The organism is Azospira sp. APE16, from assembly GCF_047901315.1.
In the GTDB taxonomy this organism is placed as follows: Bacteria; Pseudomonadota; Gammaproteobacteria; order Burkholderiales; family Rhodocyclaceae; genus Azospira; species Azospira oryzae.
On record NZ_CP179682.1, the window covers coordinates 808,284 to 825,495 of the forward strand.

The following is a 17,212-nucleotide window of genomic DNA, read 5'->3' on the forward strand; positions in this document are numbered from 1 at the left end:
CTGTCGACGCGGCCGGCCAGGCGCGGGGCAGGTGCCCCGGCCCTGGCCGCCTCCGGCCTCAATACCAGTACTTGGGATAGCTGCCCCGCTGCCGGGCGTTGTTGACTGCCAGGGCGCAGGCGACGATGACCAGGGCACCCAGCAGTACCGGGCTGAAGAGAAAGCCCAGGGCCGGCTTGGTCGCCAGGACCAGCAGCGGATTGGCGCCAGCGGGGGCGTGCACCGTGCGCGTCCATTGCATCAGGCCCAGGGCCAGTCCCACTGCCAGGGCCGAGGCCAGCCAGCCGTCCCCCAGGGTATGCAGCACCGCCAGGCCGACGGCGGTGGCCAGAAGATGGCCGCCGACGATGTTGCGCGGCTGGGCCAGGGGGCTGTCGGGCAGGCCGAAGGCCAGCACGCAGGTGGCGCCGAAGGGCGCCATGAGCCAGGGAGTGCCGCTCCACAGGCTGAGTCCGGCGATGCTGCCGATGGCCACGGCGGCACCGAGCATGGAAATGGCGATATAGGCCAGGGGTGGCGCGGGCGGCGCCTTGGCGGCGGACAACGGGAGCATGGGCATTCCTCGGGAATTGATGTAGACAGGTCTGTATATTGCGCAAGACAGATCCGTCTGTCAATGTGGCGTCATTCCGTTTTTCAGCCGCCGCCTTCTGGAACCTCCCATGACCGACACACTGCTGGCCCCGCCCGACGATCCCAACCCGGAAGGGGCCCGGGCCCGCATCCTGGAAACCGCTTCCCGGCTCTTCTACCAGCACGGCCTGCGGGGCGTCGGCATCGACCGCATCATTGCCGAGTCCGGCGTGGCGAAGATGAGCTTCTACCGTCACTTCCCGGCCAAGGACGACCTCATCCGGGCTTACCTGGAAGGGCGCCACCGGCGCTGGCTGGCCGGCTTCCAGGCCCGTCTGGCGGCCCGGCCGCCGGAACTGGCCGCCGTTGTCGACATCCTGCTGGCCTGGGCGGCGGAGCCGGACTACCGGGGCTGCGCCTTCATCAACGCGGTGGCGGAAGTGGGGGAGGGCATCGCCGGCGTCGCCGCCATTGCCCGGGCCCACAAGGATGACCTGCAGCGCCTCCTGGCCGAGTGGCTGGCCCCCCGCCTGGGCGAGCGGGCCACCATGGCGGCCCGCTGCGCCATGGTGGTGGTGGAAGGGCTGATCGTGCGCAGCCAGATGGGCGAAGGCGAACTGCTGGTCGAAGACGGGCGCTGGCTGTTGCAGCGTGTTGAAGCGGAGTTTGGCGCCGAATAGTCCGTATATCGACGTAAGTGTTTGGCCGACTACCCCCGGCCGGGGGTTGGGCTAGACTGGCGCCATCATCTTTGTGCCCCATGTTGGTGCAGCTATCATGCCGTCAGCTTTTTTTGCCGCCATTTTCTTCCGGGGCGCCCGCCGTGGCGAGGCCCGGATGGCGGCTGCGCGGCAGCTGGCGGCGCAGTCCGGGTGGGGCGGCCGGCGTTTCCCGGCCTGTCTCCCGCCGGCCCGGTAGCGCTGCCGAGACGGTCGCTGCCGGGCGTGTTGCCGGTTTCACCCTGTACCCCATTCCCCAATTTTTACTGTTTGTTGCCGCGCCGACCCTCGAGTCGGACGGCCTGTCGTGAGGAGCTGCCATGCCCCAATCCCAAACCGCCCAGATTTTCCCCGCCCCGGGAGCCCTGATCATTTCCGCCCTGGACCAGGAGCGCCTGGTGGGGCTGATCGAACGCCTCTACCTGCGGGACCAGAGCATCCACGTTTCTGCCGGCACTGTGCTGCGCCGTCTGCGGGCCGCCAACCCGGTGCCGCCGGAAGCCATCCCGCCCAACCTGGTGACCATGAATTCCACCGTGGTGCTGAGCGATGCCGACAGCGGCCGCCGCCGGGAAGTGACCCTGGTCTATCCGGAAGACCACGATCCGGACGAAGGCTGCTGGTCGGTGCTGTGCCCCCTCGGTTCGGCCATTTTCGGCCTGCGCGTCGGCGATCCGGTGCGCCTGGAGATGGAAGGCTGGAGCGAAGGCCGCTGGATCATTGCCGACCTGCCCTTCCAGCCGGAAGCCCGGGGCTGGCTGACCATGTGAGGCCTGCGGCCCAGTCGTAGAAAAGGCGCCCGCGGGCGCCTTTTTTCATGCCGCCTGCACGGGCGGCGTCAGTTCCCGGACCTCCACCGCCCCCTGGGCGATGGCCTTGTTGATCAGGCGGTAGGTCTCCTGGTCGAAGGCGGCGGGGCGGCTGCCCTGCTGCTGCAGGATTTCCCACACCTGCTCTTCCCGCTGGGCGGTGCCCAGGTAGGCCCAATGGTCCACCACGTGCAGGTCGGTGGTGGAACTGAAGTCGTCCTTTTCCACCAGGCCGATGGGGCCGGCGTAGGGCCACTCCTTAATCTTGAGCTTGGCCAGGGCCGCCATCAGGCGGGCGCTGTGCTGGCTGAGGCTCTCCTTGCCGCAGCAGGCGCCCTTGCAGTTGTGCATCTGGTGGCCGAAACAGGGCTTGCCCGGGCGCTGCTTCTCCAGGCCCAGGAGGACGTGGCACAGGTGGTGGGCGTCGCCGATCTTCTTCAGGCTGTTGCGGGCTTCCTTGGCCGAGTTGAAGAGGCCGTAGAGGTCCGGGCTGCGGCCGAAGTCCAGTTCGTCGGCCAGCACCAGACGGGGACGGAAGTCGCCGGGCGCCTCCTGCACCAGCTGCCAGGCGCACAGCTCGCCGCCCTTCTTCTGGTGCCGGTTGAGGCTGGGGCGGTGGGCCTGCAGCAGCTTGGCCTCCAGCAGCATGGCGCCCAGTTCGCCGGCGGTCTCCCGCCATTCCACCCGGTATACCTGGGCGGCCATGGCCGTATCCCGGGCGTCCTTCTGGTCGCCGGAGAAGTGGGAGAAGACCCGCTGCCGCAGGTTGCTGCTCTTGCCGATGTAGAGGGGCTCGCCGTCCGCCTCCTGGCCGTACAGCAGATAGACGCCGGGCAGTTCCGGCAGGTCGTCCAGGGCTTCCGGCGGCAGGTGGGGTGGCAGCTTGGGGCGCTGGGTCAGGGTCTCCACGGCGGCCCAGATGGGTTCGGGGGCGTACTTGCCGTGCAGGCGGTCCCAGAACTGGTGGATCAGGCGGGCGTCGGAGAGGGCCCGGTGCCGGTGCTCGTCGTAGAGGCCGTGGCGTTCCACCAGGGCGTCCAGGCTGTGGCGGTGGTGCTGGGGCTCCAGCTTGCGCGACAGTTTGACGGTGCACAGCACGGTGGCGTGGAACTTGAGGCCCAGGCGGCGGAACTCGTTTTTGAGGAAGCCGTAGTCGAAGCGGGCGTTGTGGGCCACGAAAAGGCGTCCCTTGAGGCGCCCCAGCACCTCTTCGGCCAGGTCGGCGAAGGGCGGCGCGTCGGCCACCATCTCGTCGCTGATGTTGGTCAGGCCCTGGATGAAGGGCGGGATGGGGATACCCGGATTGACCAGGCTGCTCCACTGGGTCACGCCCGTGGCCGAGACCTCGACGATGCCGATTTCGGTGATGCGATCCCGTACCGGGTTGGCGCCGGTGGTCTCCAGGTCCACGAACACCAAAGGTTCGCGGAAAGGGGCTGGGGCGGGGGGAGAGACGAAGGGCTGGTCGGCCATGCAGGGCACCGGGGCTGAGCGGGGGGTGAAGTCTAGCCCTCTCGCCCGGGGGCGACAATACGTGCCGCCGCTGCGCCACCACCCGTTACAAGCCGTTACCCCGGGGCGGCGAAGGCCCCATGTTAGAATGGCCCTCACTTTTCCAACGCAACTGCCTCAAACCACTATGGATTTGATTTCCCGCATCAGCCAGCAATTCCAGGACAGCGCCCAGACCAAGCTGGACGCCGTCGAACTGCTGGCCGCCCCCATCGCCGAAGCGGTGGAAACCATGGTCAATTGCCTGGTGAACGACGGCAAGATCCTGGCCTGCGGCAACGGCGGTTCCGCCGCCGACGCCCAGCACTTCGCGGCCGAGCTGGTGGGGCGTTTCGAGGCCGAGCGCCAGGAACTGGCGGCCATCGCCCTGACCACGGACAGCTCCATTCTTACCGCCATCGCCAACGATTACGCCTACAACGTCATCTTCGCCAAGCAGGTGCGGGCCCTGGGCCGCTCCGGCGACGTGCTGCTGGCCATCTCCACCTCCGGCAATTCGGGCAACGTCATGGAAGCCATCCAGGCTGCCCACGATGCCGACATGCGGGTGGTGGCCCTGACCGGCAAGGGCGGCGGCAAGATCGGCGAAATGCTGCGGGAGGGCGATGTGCACCTGTGCGTGCCGGCCGACCGTACCGCCCGCATTCAGGAAGTCCATCTCCTGTCCATCCACTGCATCTGCGACGGCATCGACTGTCTCTTGCTGGGAGTTGAAGAATGATGAAGTCCCTGAAATCCCGTATCGCCCTGCCCCTGCTGCTGGCGGCCCTGGTGCCGACCCTGCAGGGTTGTTTCCCCGTGGTTGCCGGCGGCGTCACCGCCGGCGTGCTGATGGCCACCGACCGCCGTTCTTCCGGTACCTATGTGGAAGACGAGGGCATCGAGGTGAAGGCTGCCAGCCGTCTCTCCGACCAGCTGAAGGACAAGCTCCACGTCAATGTCACCAGCTACAATCGCAAGGTGCTGCTGACGGGCGAAGCGGTCAGCGAGGAGGCCAAGGCCCAGGCCGAGCAGATCGTCGCCGCCGTGCCCAATGTGGCCGGCGTCACCAACGACCTGCAGGTGGCGGGCATCAGTTCCCTGTCCGCCCGCAGCAACGATGCCTACATCACTTCCAAGGTGAAGGCCCGCTTCATCGACGCCCAGCGCTTCTCCGCCAACCACGTCAAGGTGGTGACGGAAGCCAGCGTGGTGTACCTGCTGGGCATGGTCACCGAGCGCGAGGCCAAGGCCGCCATCGAGGTGGCGCGCACCACTGCCGGCGTGCGCAAGGTGGTGAATGTGCTGGAGATCATCAGCGATGCCCAGGCCAAGGATCTGGACCTGCGCCAGCAGCAGGATCCCAAGCAGAGCACCTCACCCCGCGCCGGCGGCTGAGCCATGTCCTACATCCTGGCCCTGTTCCTGCCCTTCCTGGCGGTCATGCTGAAGGGCCGCGTCATGGTGGGCATCGTTCTCCTGGTGTTGCAGGTGACCCTGATCGGCTGGCTGCCGGCCACCATCGTCGCCTTCTTCATCATCCACCAGGAGAACACGAAGCAGGCCATCCGCGATGCCATGGGGCGGCCGGACTAGCGCCTGGCGGAGCATCGCCATTGAAAAAAGGGGCCATCGGCCCCTTTTTTGTTTGCTGCCTTTTGCCGCTATTTCCCGGCGGGCTCGTCTCAGTGCCGGGCGAAGACCCGGGTCTGGCCGTCGTTGCTCACCAGCAGGGTGTCGTAGGGTTGGGGACGGGCCGTTTCCATGCCCGGGGCTCCCTGGGGCATGCCCGGCACCGCCAGGCCCACGGCCTTGGGCTTTTCCTTGAGCAGGCGCTGGACGTCGGCGGCGGGCACATGGCCCTCGATGACGTAGTTGCCGATGCGGGCGGTGTGGCAGGAACCCAGGCTGTCCGGCATGCCCAGCTGCTTGCGGGCGGCGGGTACGTCGTCCACGTTGTGGCTGCGCACGGAGAACCCGGCGGCCTGCATGTGTTCCACCCACTGGCCGCAACAGCCGCAGTAGGGGCTCTTGTAAACATCCACCGCGGGCAGGGGCTGGGCGGCGTGGGCCAGTTGGGCGCCCAGGGCCAGCAGGGCGGCGGCGAGGAGGGGAGTCTTGGTCATGGCTTTCCTTCGGCAGGTCGGTGGCACATTGTCGCCGGACTAAGTTCGCCCGGCTTTGTCCTGGATCAGGATTGGGGAATTGGGCACCCCGGGCGCGAACCCGGGGCGGCTCCGGCTTCTCACATGGCAAGCAGGGCGTCGGCCGGCACCCCGACCCGCACGTTGCCCCAGTGGCGGCCGCCGACGTAGATGGGCATGGCGATGTCGCACAGCACTTCGCCGGTATCCCGCTGGTAGGTCTGCAGCAGCATGGGTTCCGTGTTGGCGGCGGAGCGCAGTTCCGAGGGGCGCTCGAACTTGCGGCAGACCCGGTTGCCCACCAGGTCGGTCTCGTAATCGCCGGTGAGGGGCTTGGAGTACTTCAGGTTATGGGCCGAGAGGTAACTGTCGCTGGTCATGCCCACGGCGAAGGCGCAGCCCGGGATGTCCTTGAGACAGCTTTCCAGCAGGCCCTGGCAGGTCTGGGCATAGGTGTCGCCCCAGCTGACCTTGTATTTCTGCGGGTTGGTGTCGGGAATGGGCTGGTAGCTGCGGTCGAAGATGTTGATGCCCCGCTTGGCCATGGCTTCCAGTTCGGCCTGCAGGTCGTCGCGGAAGCGGCGGGTGCGGTCCACCGCCTGGTCGAAGGCGCCGGCGCCGATCTTGAAGCGGGACACCAGCTCCTGCACTGCTTCTGTGGCCTGGGCCAGCTCCAGGGTGCGTTGTTCCGATTCCTCCATGTGCTGGGCGACGCTGCCGGAGAGGCGGTGGATGCCGTCCACATTCTCATGCACCTGCTCGTTGGTGGCGGACAGTTCCTCCATGGCGGCGGCGATCTGCAGCAGCTTTTCGCTGGTGCCTTCGAAATCCCCCACCATGCGCTGGAACTGCTCGGCGGAGCGGCTCACCACCTCCCGGGTCTGCAGCACGTCGGCGTTGATCTCGTCGTTTTCGCTACGGGTGTTTTCCACCAGGGTGATGACACCGTTGATGTTGCCGGCGATTTCGGCGGTGGCCTTGTTCACCCGCTCCGCCAGCTTGCGCACCTCGTCGGCCACCACGGCGAAGCCGCGGCCCGCCTCGCCGGCCCGGGCCGCCTCGATGGCGGCGTTCAAGGCCAGCAGATTGGTCTGGTCGGCCACGTCCCGGATCAGGGCGGCGATCTGCTTGACGCTCTCGGAGCGGTGGGAAAGGTCGTCCACCGTCTGGTTGAAACGGGTCACCTTGTCGCTGACGGCGTTGATCTTGCCGGCGATGTCCTGCATCTCGCCCAGGGATTGCCGGGCGATGTCCAGGTTGCCGTGGGTCGAGTCGGAAATGGCGTGGGTGCTGCCGGAAACGTCCTGGATGGCCCGGGTGCTTTCGCTGCTGGCGGTGAACACGGTCTCCGTCAGGCGTACCTGTTCCCGGGCGCTCTTTACCGTGTCCTCGACCCGGGCCTTCACCAGCACCGCCTCCCGGGCGATGCTGACGGACATCTTGCGCACTTCGCCGATGATCTGCCGCATCTTTTCGGCAAAGCGGTTGTAACCGGCGGAAAGCTCCCGCAATTCGTCCTGGGTGATGAGGGGCAGGTCCCGGGAGAAATCCCCTTCGCCCCGGGCGATCTCGTTGAAGATGCCGGTGATGACCTTCACCGGCCGCACGATGAGGTGGCGCAGGTAGAGGATCTGGCCGATGTTCATGGCCAGGGCCAGCAGGGTCAGCCCGCCCATGATGTAGAGGCCGCTATCCAGGCTGGCGCCGATGCGGGCGAGCAGTTCGGGGCTGGCATTGCCGCTATGCAGCAATTGCTGGATGGTGTTTTGCTGGTAGAAATAGACGCCCAGATAACCCAGGTCTACGCAGAAAAGCAGCAGAAAACTGGACAGTTTCTTCGAAAGTGAATTGAAGAAGGTTTTTTCTATATTTTCGTACAACTGCCAGAACGCACTCTTTTGCTGCGGTGCATTATTCATTCCGGGTCTCCTGTGCCAACTATTTCACGTTTTTCGCGGTGGGACCAATGGTAATACGCAAATCCGGTTGCCGAAACTAGGGGGGTTACCGGGTAATGCGATGCATTTTCAAAGCGACTGCAATGCATGCCTTTTTCATGGCCAGAAGTCATTGTTTTCAGGCATCTATCCCCTCCGTGTCGTTGACTTGTGTCAAGACGCCACCGTATGGAGCCTGTTAACATCCCCCGCTTTATCAACACCTGAAACAAAGCAGGGGGAGACAACATGGCCGCTATTGCGCCCGTGCCGGCCCAGAGCCGGTTGCTCATGTCCGGCAACGAAGCCGTTGCCCGCGCCGTCTGGGAGGCCGGCGTCAAGGTTGCCGCGGCCTATCCGGGCACGCCGGCGACGGAAATGCTGGAAGTCATTTCGACCTATCCGGACCTCTACGCAGAGTGGTCGGTGAATGAAAAAGTTTCCCTGGAAGTGGCGGTGGGCGCGGCCTACGCCGGTTCCCGCTCCTTCTGCTGCATGAAGCACGTGGGCATGAACGTGGCCTCCGACGCCCTCATGACCCTGACCCTGACCGGCGTCGCCGGCGGCCTGGTGATCGCCGTGGCCGACGACGTGGGCCTCTCCTCCTCCCAGAACGAGCAGGATTCCCGCTACTGGGGCCGCTTCGCCCACCTGCCGGTGCTGGAGCCCGCCGATTCCCAGGAAGCCTACGAGATGACCAAGCTCGGCTACGAGCTGTCCGAGCGCTTCCAGGTGCCGGTGATCCTGCGCCTCACCACCCGCATCTGCCACGTCAAGGCCCTGGTCACCGTGGGCGAACGTCAGGAGCATGTGGGTGCCGGTTTCAAGAAGGAGCCGGCCCGCTGGGTGATGACCCCCTCCGGCGCCGCCCGCCGCCTGCCCCTGATGTTCGAGCGGGAAGCCGCTCTCAAGGCCGAGGCCGAGGTTTCTCCCTTGAACGTGATCGAGGCCGGCAGCGACCGCCGCCTCGGCTTCATCACCTCTGGCCCCGCCTACATGCACGTCAAGGAAGCCTTCCCCGAGGCACCGGTGCTCAAGCTCGGCTTCTCCTGCCCGGCACCCATCGACAAGTGCCGCGAACTGGCGGCCCTGTGCGACGAAGTGGTGGTGGTGGAAGAGGTGGAGCCCCTGCTGGAAACCGAGCTGAAGGCCCAGGGCATCGCCCTGCACGGCAAGGACATCCTGCCCCGCATCGGCGAGCTGGCGCCGCCTGTGCTCAAGGCCGCCATCGCCAAGCTGCGCGGCGAACCGGTGCCGGCCGTCACCGCGGTGGCGCCGATGCAGGTGTTCCCGCGGCCGCCCACCATGTGCGTGGCCTGCCCCCACCTGGGCGTCTATTACACCCTGTCCCAGGTGCGCAACATCACCATCGCCGGCGACATCGGCTGCTATACCCTGGGGGCCGGCCACCCCTGGAACGCCCTGGATACGTGCATTTCCATGGGGGCATCCATGGGAGTGGCGCTGGGCCTGGACAAGGGCCGGGGCGAGTCGGACAAGGACAAGCGGATTCTGGCAGTGATCGGCGATTCCACCTTCCTGCACATGGGTATGCAGGGCCTGCTGGATATCGTCTACAACCAGGGCAACGTCACCGTGCTGCTGCTGGACAACCGGGCCGTGGGCATGACCGGCGGCCAGAACAACCCGGGCAACGGCCTGGACATTCACGGCAACGAAGCGCCGCGGGTGGATTTCGTCAAGCTGGTGCAGGCCCTGGGCGTGAAGCCGGAGCGGGTGCACAAGGTGAACCCCTACGAGCTGCCGGTGCTGTTCAAGGCCATCCGCGAGGAGGTCAAGGTAGCCGAGCCTTCCGTCATCATCACCGACCAGCCCTGCGTGCTGACCGAGGCCTACCACAAGCTCAAGCCCTTCACGGTGATGGACGACAAGTGCACCGGCTGCGGCAACTGCGTCGAAGTGGGCTGCCCGGCGATCCACGTCACCCGGCGGGAAAAGGCCATCAAGCCCAACGGCCGGGAAGTGGACCTCAACTTCGTGCGCATCGAGACTGCTGCCTGTACCGGCTGCGGCCTCTGCGTCCAGCCCTGCGCCCCCGATGCCATCGTCCATGCGGAGACGGTGGTGCCCATCAACATCCTCAAGAAGCACTGAGAGCGCGCCATGAGCATTGCAACGACCAATATTCTTGTTGTCGGCATCGGCGGCCAGGGGGTCATGACGGCCACGGAAATCCTGGCCGAGGCAGCCATCGCCCTGGGCCACGACGTGAAGAAGACCGAAGTGGCCGGCATGGCCCAGCGCGGCGGCGTGGTCTCTTCCCATCTGCGTTTCGGCCCCAAGGTACTGTCGCCCCAGATCACCCCGGGCACCGCCCATGTGCTGCTGGGTTTCGAGGCGGCCGAGGCCATGCGCTGGCGCCACATGCTGGTACCCGAGGGTATCGCCCTGATGAACACCGCCCAGCTGACCCCGCCGGTGGTGGACCTGGGGCTCTACGACTACCCCGCGGATCCTGTCGGTTCCATGAAGGATTCCGGCTGCCGCGTGGTGGCCTTCGACGCCATGGCCATCGCCAAGGATCTGGGGGACATCCGCCTTGGCAACACGGTGATGCTGGGGGCGGTGGCCGACCATCTGCCCTTCTCCGCCGACATCCTGCTTAACTGCATCCTGCAGCGCTTCGCCCGCAAGGGCGAGAAGGTGGTGGAGCAGAACCGCAAGGCCTTTGCCGCCGGTCGGGCCGCGGTGGCCGCCACCGCCGAAGCGGCTCTGGCCTGAGCCTCGGGCAGGCCGCGATCCGGGGGAGGGTCCATTCTCCCCGGGGTTCTGATAAAATTGCGGCAATTCAAAGGGAAAGGCATTCGCCTTTCCCCTTTTCTTTTTTGTTGGCAGAGAAATCCATGACGGCACAAATTCTCGACGGCAACGCGCTGGCCCAGGAGCTGCGCGAAAGCTTCCAGTCCCGCGTCGCAGCCCTGACGGCCAAGGGCCACCGCCCCGGCCTGGTGGTCATTCTGGTGGGCGAAGACCCCGCTTCCCAGGTGTACGTGCGCAACAAGGTCAATGCCTGCGAGAAGGTGGGCCTGTATTCCGAGAAGATCACCTACGACAAGGATGTGAATCCCCAGGTGGTGCTGGACAAGATTGCCGAACTGAACGCCGATCCCAAGGTGCACGGCATCCTGGTGCAACTGCCCCTGCCCAAGCACTTCGACGAAGAAGCCGTGCTCGAGGCCATTTCCGCCGAGAAGGATGTGGACGGCTTCCACGCCGAGAACGTGGGCGCCCTGGCCCAGGGCAATCCCCGCTTCATTCCCTGCACTCCCTACGGCGTCATGAAGATGTTCGAAAAGGGCGGCGTGGACCTGACCGGCAAGGAAGCCGTGGTGGTGGGCCGCTCCAACATCGTCGGCAAGCCCATGGGCCTGCTGCTGACCAATGCGGGCGCCACCGTCACCATCTGCCATTCCAAGACCAAGGATTTGCTGTTCCACACCTCCCGCGCCGACATCGTGGTGGCCGCCGTGGGCCGTCCGCGCATGATCACCGGCGACATGATCAAGCCCGGCGCCGTGGTCATCGACGTGGGCATCAACCGTCTGCCTGACGGCAAGCTGTGCGGCGACGTGGATTTCGATTCCTGTAAGGAAGTGGCTTCCCTCATCACTCCGGTGCCCGGCGGCGTCGGCCCCATGACCATCACCATGCTCCTGGCCAACACCATCGAGGCCGCCGAGCGAAAGGCAGCGCAATGAACCAGCCCAAGCACCCCGTGATCGGCATCGTCATGGGTTCCGATTCCGACTGGCCCGTGATGCAGGCGGCCGCCGTCATGCTCAAGGAATTCGGCGTGCCCTTCGAGGCCCGCGTCGTTTCCGCCCACCGCACGCCGGACCTGCTCTTCGACTACGCCGCCGTGGCTGCCGAGCGGGGCCTCAAGGCCATCATCGCCGGTGCCGGCGGTGCCGCCCACCTGCCGGGCATGCTGGCCTCCAAGACCATCGTGCCGGTGCTGGGCGTGCCCGTGCCCTCCAAGCACCTTTCCGGCCAGGATTCCCTCTATTCCATCGTGCAGATGCCCAAGGGCATTCCCGTCGCCACCTTCGCCATCGGCGAAGCCGGTGCCGCCAACGCCGCCCTCTTCGCCGTGGCCCAGCTGGCCACCCATGATGCGGAGCTGGCCGAGAAGCTGGCCAATTTCCGTCAGGCCCAGAGCGAGAAGGTTCTGGCCATGAAGCTGCCGGAAGTGTGAGCGGAGACCGGGAAACCATGGCCATGATCCTGCCTCCCGCCACCCTGGGCATGCTCGGCGGCGGCCAACTCGGCCGCTTCTTCGTTTCTGCCGCCCACGAAATGGGCTACAAGGTCTGGGTCCTGGACCCGGACCCCCACAGTCCCGCCGGCCAGATCGCCGAGCGCCATCTGGCGGCCGCCTACGACGACTATGCCGCCCTGGACGAATTGGCCCAGGGCTGTGCCGCCATCACCACCGAATTCGAGAACGTTCCTGCCGACACCCTGGACTACCTGGCCAAGTTCCTGCCGGTGCGTCCCGCTGCGGCGGCTGTTTCCGTCTGCCAGAACCGCATCGTCGAGAAGACCTTCCTCCAGGATAACGGCCTGCCCCACGGCCCCTTCGCCGCCATCCGCAGCGAGGCCGACCTGGAGGCGGCCAGTGCCGGCCTGTTCCCGGGCATCCTCAAGGTGGCCCGCTTCGGCTACGACGGCAAGGGTCAGGCCGTGGTGAACAGCCGGGAGGAGGCCCTGGCCGCCTTCCGCGGCTTCAAGGGCGAGGCTTGCGTGCTGGAGCAGAAGCTGCCCCTGGATTACGAAGTCTCCGTGGTCCTGGCCCGGGATGAAAACGGCAAGGTGGCCTGCTTCCCCGTGGGCGAGAACCAGCACCGCAAGGGCATCCTGGATGTCTCCATCGTCCCTGCCCGGGCCTCCGCCTGCACCGCCGACAGCGCCCAGGAAATCGCCGAGCGCATCGCCGAGAAGCTGGGCTACATCGGCACTCTGGGGGTGGAGTTCTTCATCTCCCGCGGCCGGCTGGTGGTCAATGAAATGGCGCCCCGGCCCCACAACAGCGGCCACTACACCCTGGATGCCTGCGTCACCGACCAGTTCGAACAGCAGGTGCGGGCTCTCTGCGGCCTGCCCCTGGGTGAAGCCCGGGCCCACAGCGCCGCCGTCATGGTGAATATCCTGGGCGACATCTGGTACGGAGAGAAGGATGGGGTCGAGCATTACCGGGAGCCGGACTGGTCCAAGCTTTATGCGGTACCCAATCTGAAGCTGCACCTCTACGGCAAGCACCACGCCCGCCCGGGCCGCAAGATGGGCCACTTCACCGTCATCGGCGAAGACCCGGTGCAGGTGCAGCAGGCCGCGATGGCGGCCCGCGCCGCCATCGGCATCCGGGACGAGTAAAAGGGGCGCCGGAATCCTGATGCAAGCCGCCGCCATTTCCGCCTGCCCGCCCAGCCCGGCCGACATCGATCGGGCGGTGCAACTGCTCCAGGCCGGCGAGCTGGTGGGCATTCCCACCGAGACGGTGTACGGTCTGGGGGCGGATGCCTCCAATGCGGAGGCGGTGGCCAAGATCTTCGCCGCCAAGGGGCGTCCGGCGGATCATCCCCTCATCGTCCATCTGCCCGGACACGACTGGATCGAACGCTGGGCCGCAGATATTCCCGATGCCGTCTGGGAACTGGCCGAGTCCTTCTGGCCCGGTCCTCTGACCCTGATTCTCAAGAAGCAGCCCTGGGTGCCCGATGCCGTGACCGGCGGCCAGGACACGGTGGGGCTGCGGGTGCCCGGCCATCCGGTGGCCCTGGCGCTGCTGCGGGCCTTTGCCCAGGCCGGCGGCAGCGGTGGTGTGGCTGCCCCTTCGGCCAACCGTTTCGGCCGTATCAGCCCCACCGCCGCCCAGCATGTGGCTGACGAGCTGGGCGAGCGGGTGCCCTTTATCCTGGACGGCGGAGCCTGCCCGGTGGGGATCGAATCCACCATCATCGATTTTTCTTCCGGTGTCCCCCGGCTGCTGCGGCCCGGCCACATCACCCCGGAGCAGATCGAGACCGTCATCGGTGTCCGGCCGGAAAAGCCCCTGGGCACCGTGCCCCGGGCTTCCGGCACCCTGGAGGCCCATTACGCCCCCCGCACCCGGCTCAAAGTGGTGGCCCGGGAGCGTCTTCTCGATTTTCTCAACGTGGTGCGCCACCGCGGCGGCTTCTGCGGCGTCATCTGCCACAGTCAGCCGCCCCATGCGGGCATGCCCCATGTGTGGAAGATGCTGCCGGCCGATCCGGCGGGCTACGCCCACGGCTTCTATGGGGCCCTGCGGGAGCTGGATGGCGCCGGTGCCGACACCATCGTGGTCGAGGCGTTGCCGGAAGGCCCAGCCTGGGCGGCGGTTGCCGACCGTCTGCGGCGGGCCGCCTTCGGTTCGGGCGAGTGATTCCTGGGGGCCGGCACTTGTTGGCCCCTTTTGCTTTTTCTGCCACCATGAAAAAAAGGCGCCGGAGCGCCGATGGTGGTTCAACGGTTCGTGTTGCGGCCCCCGCAGAGGGGCTTCTAGTCAGGGGGTCGAATGTTTAATTTCGAACGGATCAAGGTGCGTACGCGCCTGATGATTTTCTTCGCCGGAGTGGTGCTTGGCCTGCTCGCGGTCGGGATATTTTCCCTTTACGTCCTGCGGGACAACCTGATGGAAGACCGCCGCCTCAAGACCCGCAATGTGGTGGAGTCGGCGCTGGGGGTGGTGGACTATTTCCACAAGCAGCAGCAGGCCGGCAAGCTGAGCGAGGAAGAGGCCAAGCGCCAGGCCATGGATTCCCTGCGCAACGTCCGCTACGACGGCAAGGAATACTTCTGGGTACAGGACCGCAACCTGGTCATGCTCATGCATCCCATCAAGCCGGATATGGAAGGCAAGTCCCAGGCCGCCCTGAAGGACCCTAACGGCAAGCTGTTCTTCCAGGAAATGGAAAACGTGGTCAAGGCCAGCGGCAAGGGCTTTGTGGACTATCTGTGGCCAAAACCGGGGTTCGACCAGCCGGCGCCGAAAATATCCTACGTGGCCGAATTTCCGGCCTGGGGCTGGGTGGTTGGGTCGGGCATCTACGTCGATGACGTCAATGCCGTATTCCGCCAGCAGGCCCTGCTGTTCAGCATCATGGTGGTCATTACCCTGGCCATCCTTTCCGTCATCTCCTGGCTGATCAACAGCAGCATCCTGCGCCAGCTGGGAGGTGAGCCGGCCTACGCGGTGGAAGTGGTCCGCCACATCGCCGAAGGCGATCTGGTACGGCCGGTGGAGTACAGTTCCCCCGACAGTCTTCTGGCTGCCATGCAGACCATGCAACAGAAGCTGGCCAACATTTTCGGCGACATCAACGGCATGGCTTCCCGCCTCTCTTCCGGCGCCGAGCATGTGTCGGTGGCGGCCCGGGAAACCAGCGTCGCGGCCCATAACCAGGCTCAGTCCACCTCGGCCTCGGCCGCCTCCATCGAGCAGATGACGGTGAGCATCAGCGAAGTTTCCGAAATCGCCACCCAGACCGAAGCAAACTCCTCCCAGACTGCCGCCCTGGCGGAGGAGGGGGCCGGTCTGGTGAAGAACGCGGCCCAGGAAATCGAGCTCATTTCCCGCACCGTGGCCACTTCGTCGGAGCAGATCCAGTTGCTGCAGCAGCGCTCCCAGGAGATCGGCGGCATCGCCAATGTGATCAAGGAAATTGCCGACCAGACCAACCTGCTGGCGCTGAACGCCGCCATCGAGGCAGCCCGGGCCGGCGAACAGGGCCGGGGTTTCGCCGTCGTCGCCGATGAGGTGCGCAAGCTGGCAGAGCGGACCGCCAAGGCCACCACGGAAATTGCCCAGATGATCGACTCCATCCAGGAGGAGACCCAGACCGCCGTGCAGGCCATGGCGACGGCCGCTCCCCAGGTGGACAAGGGGCTGGAACTGGCGACCCAGGCCACCGCCATGCTCGACGAAATCCATCGTCAGGCCCTGGATTCCCTCGGCAAGGTGCGGGATGTGGCCCTGGCCACCACCGAGCAGGCCACTACCGCCACCGACATTGCCAAACACGTGGAGCACATTGCCTCCATGGCCGAGGAAACCAACGCCACCATGCAGAACAATGCCGCCGAGGCCGAGCAACTCGAAGGTTTGGCCGACCAGTTGCGCCAGACCGTCAGCTATTTCCGGGTGTCGTGAAGACGTTGTCTTTTTGACAGCTAATACCTTGTTGCTATAATTCTTTCCTCTTCGTGGGGGGGTAGCTCAGTTGGGAGAGCGTCGCGTTCGCAATGCGAAGGTCGGGAGTTCGATCCTCCTCCTCTCCACCACCATTTCTCCAGCCGTCTTTCACTCCATCTGCTAGGGTGATTGTCTCGGCCTGCGCAACTCCGGGTTGGGCTTGAGAGTGCGTAGGTGCCACTTTTGTTTGTCACATTTTTGTTTGTCACATTTCCTGTGCATGCGGAATGCGTCGTCCGGAAGGCGGGGATGCTGGGAAAACTACTGAATATAAAAGGCGTGAAATGAGGGTGTTGGTTACTGGTGCAGCAGGCTTTATTGGTTCCTCGCTAGTCATGCGTTTGCTGGAGCGCGGGGACGAAGTGGTCGGTCTGGATAACCACAACGATTACTACGATCCCTCACTCAAGGAGGCTCGCCTTGCTCGGTTCCTTGACCACCCGCGCTATACCCATCTGCGTTTGGATTTGGCGGATCGGGATGGGATCAACCGATGTTTTGCCGATTACCGACCCCAGCGGGTGGTAAATCTGGCGGCGCAAGCAGGCGTACGCTACTCCATCGACAATCCGCTAGCCTATATCGATAGCAACATTGTCGGGTTTGCCAATATTCTGGAAGGGTGCCGCCACTCCAAGGTGGAGCACCTGGTCTATGCCAGTAGCTCAAGCGTGTACGGTGCCAACACTGCTCTGCCATTTTCTGTGCACCAATCGGTGGATCATCCGCTAAGTCTCTACGCTGCCAGCAAGAAGGCTAATGAGTTGATGGCCCACTCGTACAGCCATCTCTATGGACTGCCAACGACGGGCTTGCGCTTCTTTACCGTCTATGGACCCTGGGGTCGTCCAGATATGGCCCTTTTCAAGTTCACCCGGGCCATTCTTGCCGGGGAACCTGTGCAGCTATTCAACTATGGAAAGCATCGCCGGGACTTCACCTATATTGACGATATCGTCGAAGGGGTGATCCGGGTGCTCGACCAGCCGGCAGCGCCCAATCCTGAGTGGTCCGGCGCCCAGCCAGACCCCGGCTCCAGCACTGCCCCGTGGCGGGTTTACAACATTGGTAACAACTGCCCGGTTGAGCTTTGTGATTACATCGCTGCTCTGGAAAAATTCCTGGGTAAAAAAGCCGAAATCCAGTTGCTTCCGATGCAGGCCGGTGATGTTCCGGATACCTGTGCCTGCGTCGATGAACTGGTCAAAAATTTTCAGTACAAGCCACAGACCACTGTGGAACAGGGGATCGAGCGCTTTGTTGACTGGTACCTCGATTACTATAAAAACTGAGCCGGAGATTACGG

Annotated in this window: 17 protein-coding genes and 1 tRNA gene; 14 read left to right on the plus strand and 4 right to left on the minus strand. The window is 65.0% G+C overall.

Features of this window, described 5'->3' with window-relative positions; translation table 11 throughout:
• Window positions 1–58: 58 nt before the first annotated feature.
• Window positions 59–553 carry an HPP family protein gene (locus ACLSSQ_RS04070; RefSeq protein WP_014235229.1) on the minus strand — a complete coding sequence of 165 codons (495 nt, stop codon included), beginning with the start codon at window positions 551–553 and terminating at the stop codon, window positions 59–61.
• Between the two features lie 109 nt (window positions 554–662).
• On the opposite strand from ACLSSQ_RS04070, the gene ACLSSQ_RS04075 reads away from it, so the two are divergent.
• Both ACLSSQ_RS04075 and ACLSSQ_RS04080 read left to right on the plus strand, forming a co-directional pair.
• Window positions 663–1,253, plus strand: a complete 591-nt coding sequence (locus ACLSSQ_RS04075) for a TetR/AcrR family transcriptional regulator (protein ID WP_416243852.1) — start codon at window positions 663–665, stop codon at window positions 1,251–1,253.
• A 359-nt stretch (window positions 1,254–1,612) separates the two neighbouring features.
• Window positions 1,613–2,062, plus strand: a complete 450-nt coding sequence (locus ACLSSQ_RS04080; RefSeq protein WP_130459133.1) for a GreA/GreB family elongation factor — start codon at window positions 1,613–1,615, stop codon at window positions 2,060–2,062.
• Window positions 2,063–2,107: 45 nt separating this feature from the next.
• Here the strand turns inward: ACLSSQ_RS04080 and ACLSSQ_RS04085 are convergent, their stop codons facing one another.
• The gene (locus tag ACLSSQ_RS04085) at window positions 2,108–3,574 is read right to left on the minus strand and encodes an exonuclease domain-containing protein (protein ID WP_416243853.1); all 1,467 of its coding nucleotides are present in this window, start codon (window positions 3,572–3,574) and stop codon (window positions 2,108–2,110) included.
• Between the two features lie 166 nt (window positions 3,575–3,740).
• On the opposite strand from ACLSSQ_RS04085, the gene ACLSSQ_RS04090 reads away from it, so the two are divergent.
• From ACLSSQ_RS04090 to ACLSSQ_RS04100, 3 genes are read left to right on the plus strand one after another with little or no spacing between them, the layout of a single operon-like run.
• Window positions 3,741–4,334 carry a phosphoheptose isomerase gene (locus tag ACLSSQ_RS04090; protein WP_014235225.1) on the plus strand — a complete coding sequence of 198 codons (594 nt, stop codon included), beginning with the start codon at window positions 3,741–3,743 and terminating at the stop codon, window positions 4,332–4,334.
• Window positions 4,331–4,990 (plus strand): BON domain-containing protein, encoded by a 660-nt coding sequence (locus tag ACLSSQ_RS04095; RefSeq protein WP_152089775.1) that lies wholly within the window; start codon window positions 4,331–4,333, stop codon window positions 4,988–4,990. Before ACLSSQ_RS04090 ends, ACLSSQ_RS04095 begins: the two co-directional genes overlap by 4 nt.
• 3 nt (window positions 4,991–4,993) lie before the next feature.
• Window positions 4,994–5,188, plus strand: a complete 195-nt coding sequence (locus ACLSSQ_RS04100) for a YqaE/Pmp3 family membrane protein (RefSeq protein WP_014235223.1) — start codon at window positions 4,994–4,996, stop codon at window positions 5,186–5,188.
• An 89-nt stretch (window positions 5,189–5,277) separates the two neighbouring features.
• Here the strand turns inward: ACLSSQ_RS04100 and ACLSSQ_RS04105 are convergent, their stop codons facing one another.
• Complete coding sequence (locus ACLSSQ_RS04105; RefSeq protein ID WP_416243854.1) at window positions 5,278–5,718, minus strand: DUF411 domain-containing protein; 441 nt, start codon at window positions 5,716–5,718, stop codon at window positions 5,278–5,280.
• A gap of 119 nt (window positions 5,719–5,837) precedes the next feature.
• Window positions 5,838–7,655: a methyl-accepting chemotaxis protein gene (locus tag ACLSSQ_RS04110; protein WP_130459130.1), complete on the minus strand. Its 1,818-nt coding sequence runs from the start codon at window positions 7,653–7,655 to the stop codon at window positions 5,838–5,840.
• A gap of 267 nt (window positions 7,656–7,922) precedes the next feature.
• Here ACLSSQ_RS04110 and ACLSSQ_RS04115 point away from each other — a divergent pair, with 267 nt between their 5' ends.
• The 9 genes from ACLSSQ_RS04115 to ACLSSQ_RS04155 all read left to right on the plus strand — a co-directional run bounded on the left by ACLSSQ_RS04115 (window position 7,923) and on the right by ACLSSQ_RS04155 (window position 17,198).
• Complete coding sequence (locus tag ACLSSQ_RS04115) at window positions 7,923–9,788, plus strand: thiamine pyrophosphate-dependent enzyme (protein ID WP_152089773.1); 1,866 nt, start codon at window positions 7,923–7,925, stop codon at window positions 9,786–9,788.
• Between the two features lie 9 nt (window positions 9,789–9,797).
• Window positions 9,798–10,415: an indolepyruvate oxidoreductase subunit beta gene (locus ACLSSQ_RS04120; RefSeq protein WP_014235219.1), complete on the plus strand. Its 618-nt coding sequence runs from the start codon at window positions 9,798–9,800 to the stop codon at window positions 10,413–10,415.
• A gap of 122 nt (window positions 10,416–10,537) precedes the next feature.
• Window positions 10,538–11,392: a bifunctional methylenetetrahydrofolate dehydrogenase/methenyltetrahydrofolate cyclohydrolase FolD gene (folD, locus tag ACLSSQ_RS04125; protein ID WP_152089772.1), complete on the plus strand. Its 855-nt coding sequence runs from the start codon at window positions 10,538–10,540 to the stop codon at window positions 11,390–11,392.
• Entirely contained in the window at window positions 11,389–11,889 is a 501-nt protein-coding gene (gene purE / locus ACLSSQ_RS04130) for a 5-(carboxyamino)imidazole ribonucleotide mutase (RefSeq protein WP_014235217.1), read from the plus strand. Before folD ends, purE begins: the two co-directional genes overlap by 4 nt.
• Window positions 11,890–11,912: 23 nt before the next feature.
• Window positions 11,913–13,067, plus strand: a complete 1,155-nt coding sequence (locus tag ACLSSQ_RS04135) for a 5-(carboxyamino)imidazole ribonucleotide synthase (protein WP_416243855.1) — start codon at window positions 11,913–11,915, stop codon at window positions 13,065–13,067.
• Window positions 13,068–13,086: 19 nt separating this feature from the next.
• Complete coding sequence (locus ACLSSQ_RS04140; RefSeq protein ID WP_416243856.1) at window positions 13,087–14,097, plus strand: L-threonylcarbamoyladenylate synthase; 1,011 nt, start codon at window positions 13,087–13,089, stop codon at window positions 14,095–14,097.
• Between the two features lie 132 nt (window positions 14,098–14,229).
• Window positions 14,230–15,864 (plus strand): methyl-accepting chemotaxis protein, encoded by a 1,635-nt coding sequence (locus tag ACLSSQ_RS04145; protein WP_416243857.1) that lies wholly within the window; start codon window positions 14,230–14,232, stop codon window positions 15,862–15,864.
• Between the two features lie 55 nt (window positions 15,865–15,919).
• Window positions 15,920–15,995, plus strand: a tRNA-Ala gene (locus ACLSSQ_RS04150).
• A gap of 195 nt (window positions 15,996–16,190) precedes the next feature.
• The gene (locus tag ACLSSQ_RS04155) at window positions 16,191–17,198 is read left to right on the plus strand and encodes an NAD-dependent epimerase (RefSeq protein WP_416244281.1); all 1,008 of its coding nucleotides are present in this window, start codon (window positions 16,191–16,193) and stop codon (window positions 17,196–17,198) included.
• The last annotated feature ends 14 nt before the right edge of the window (window positions 17,199–17,212 follow it).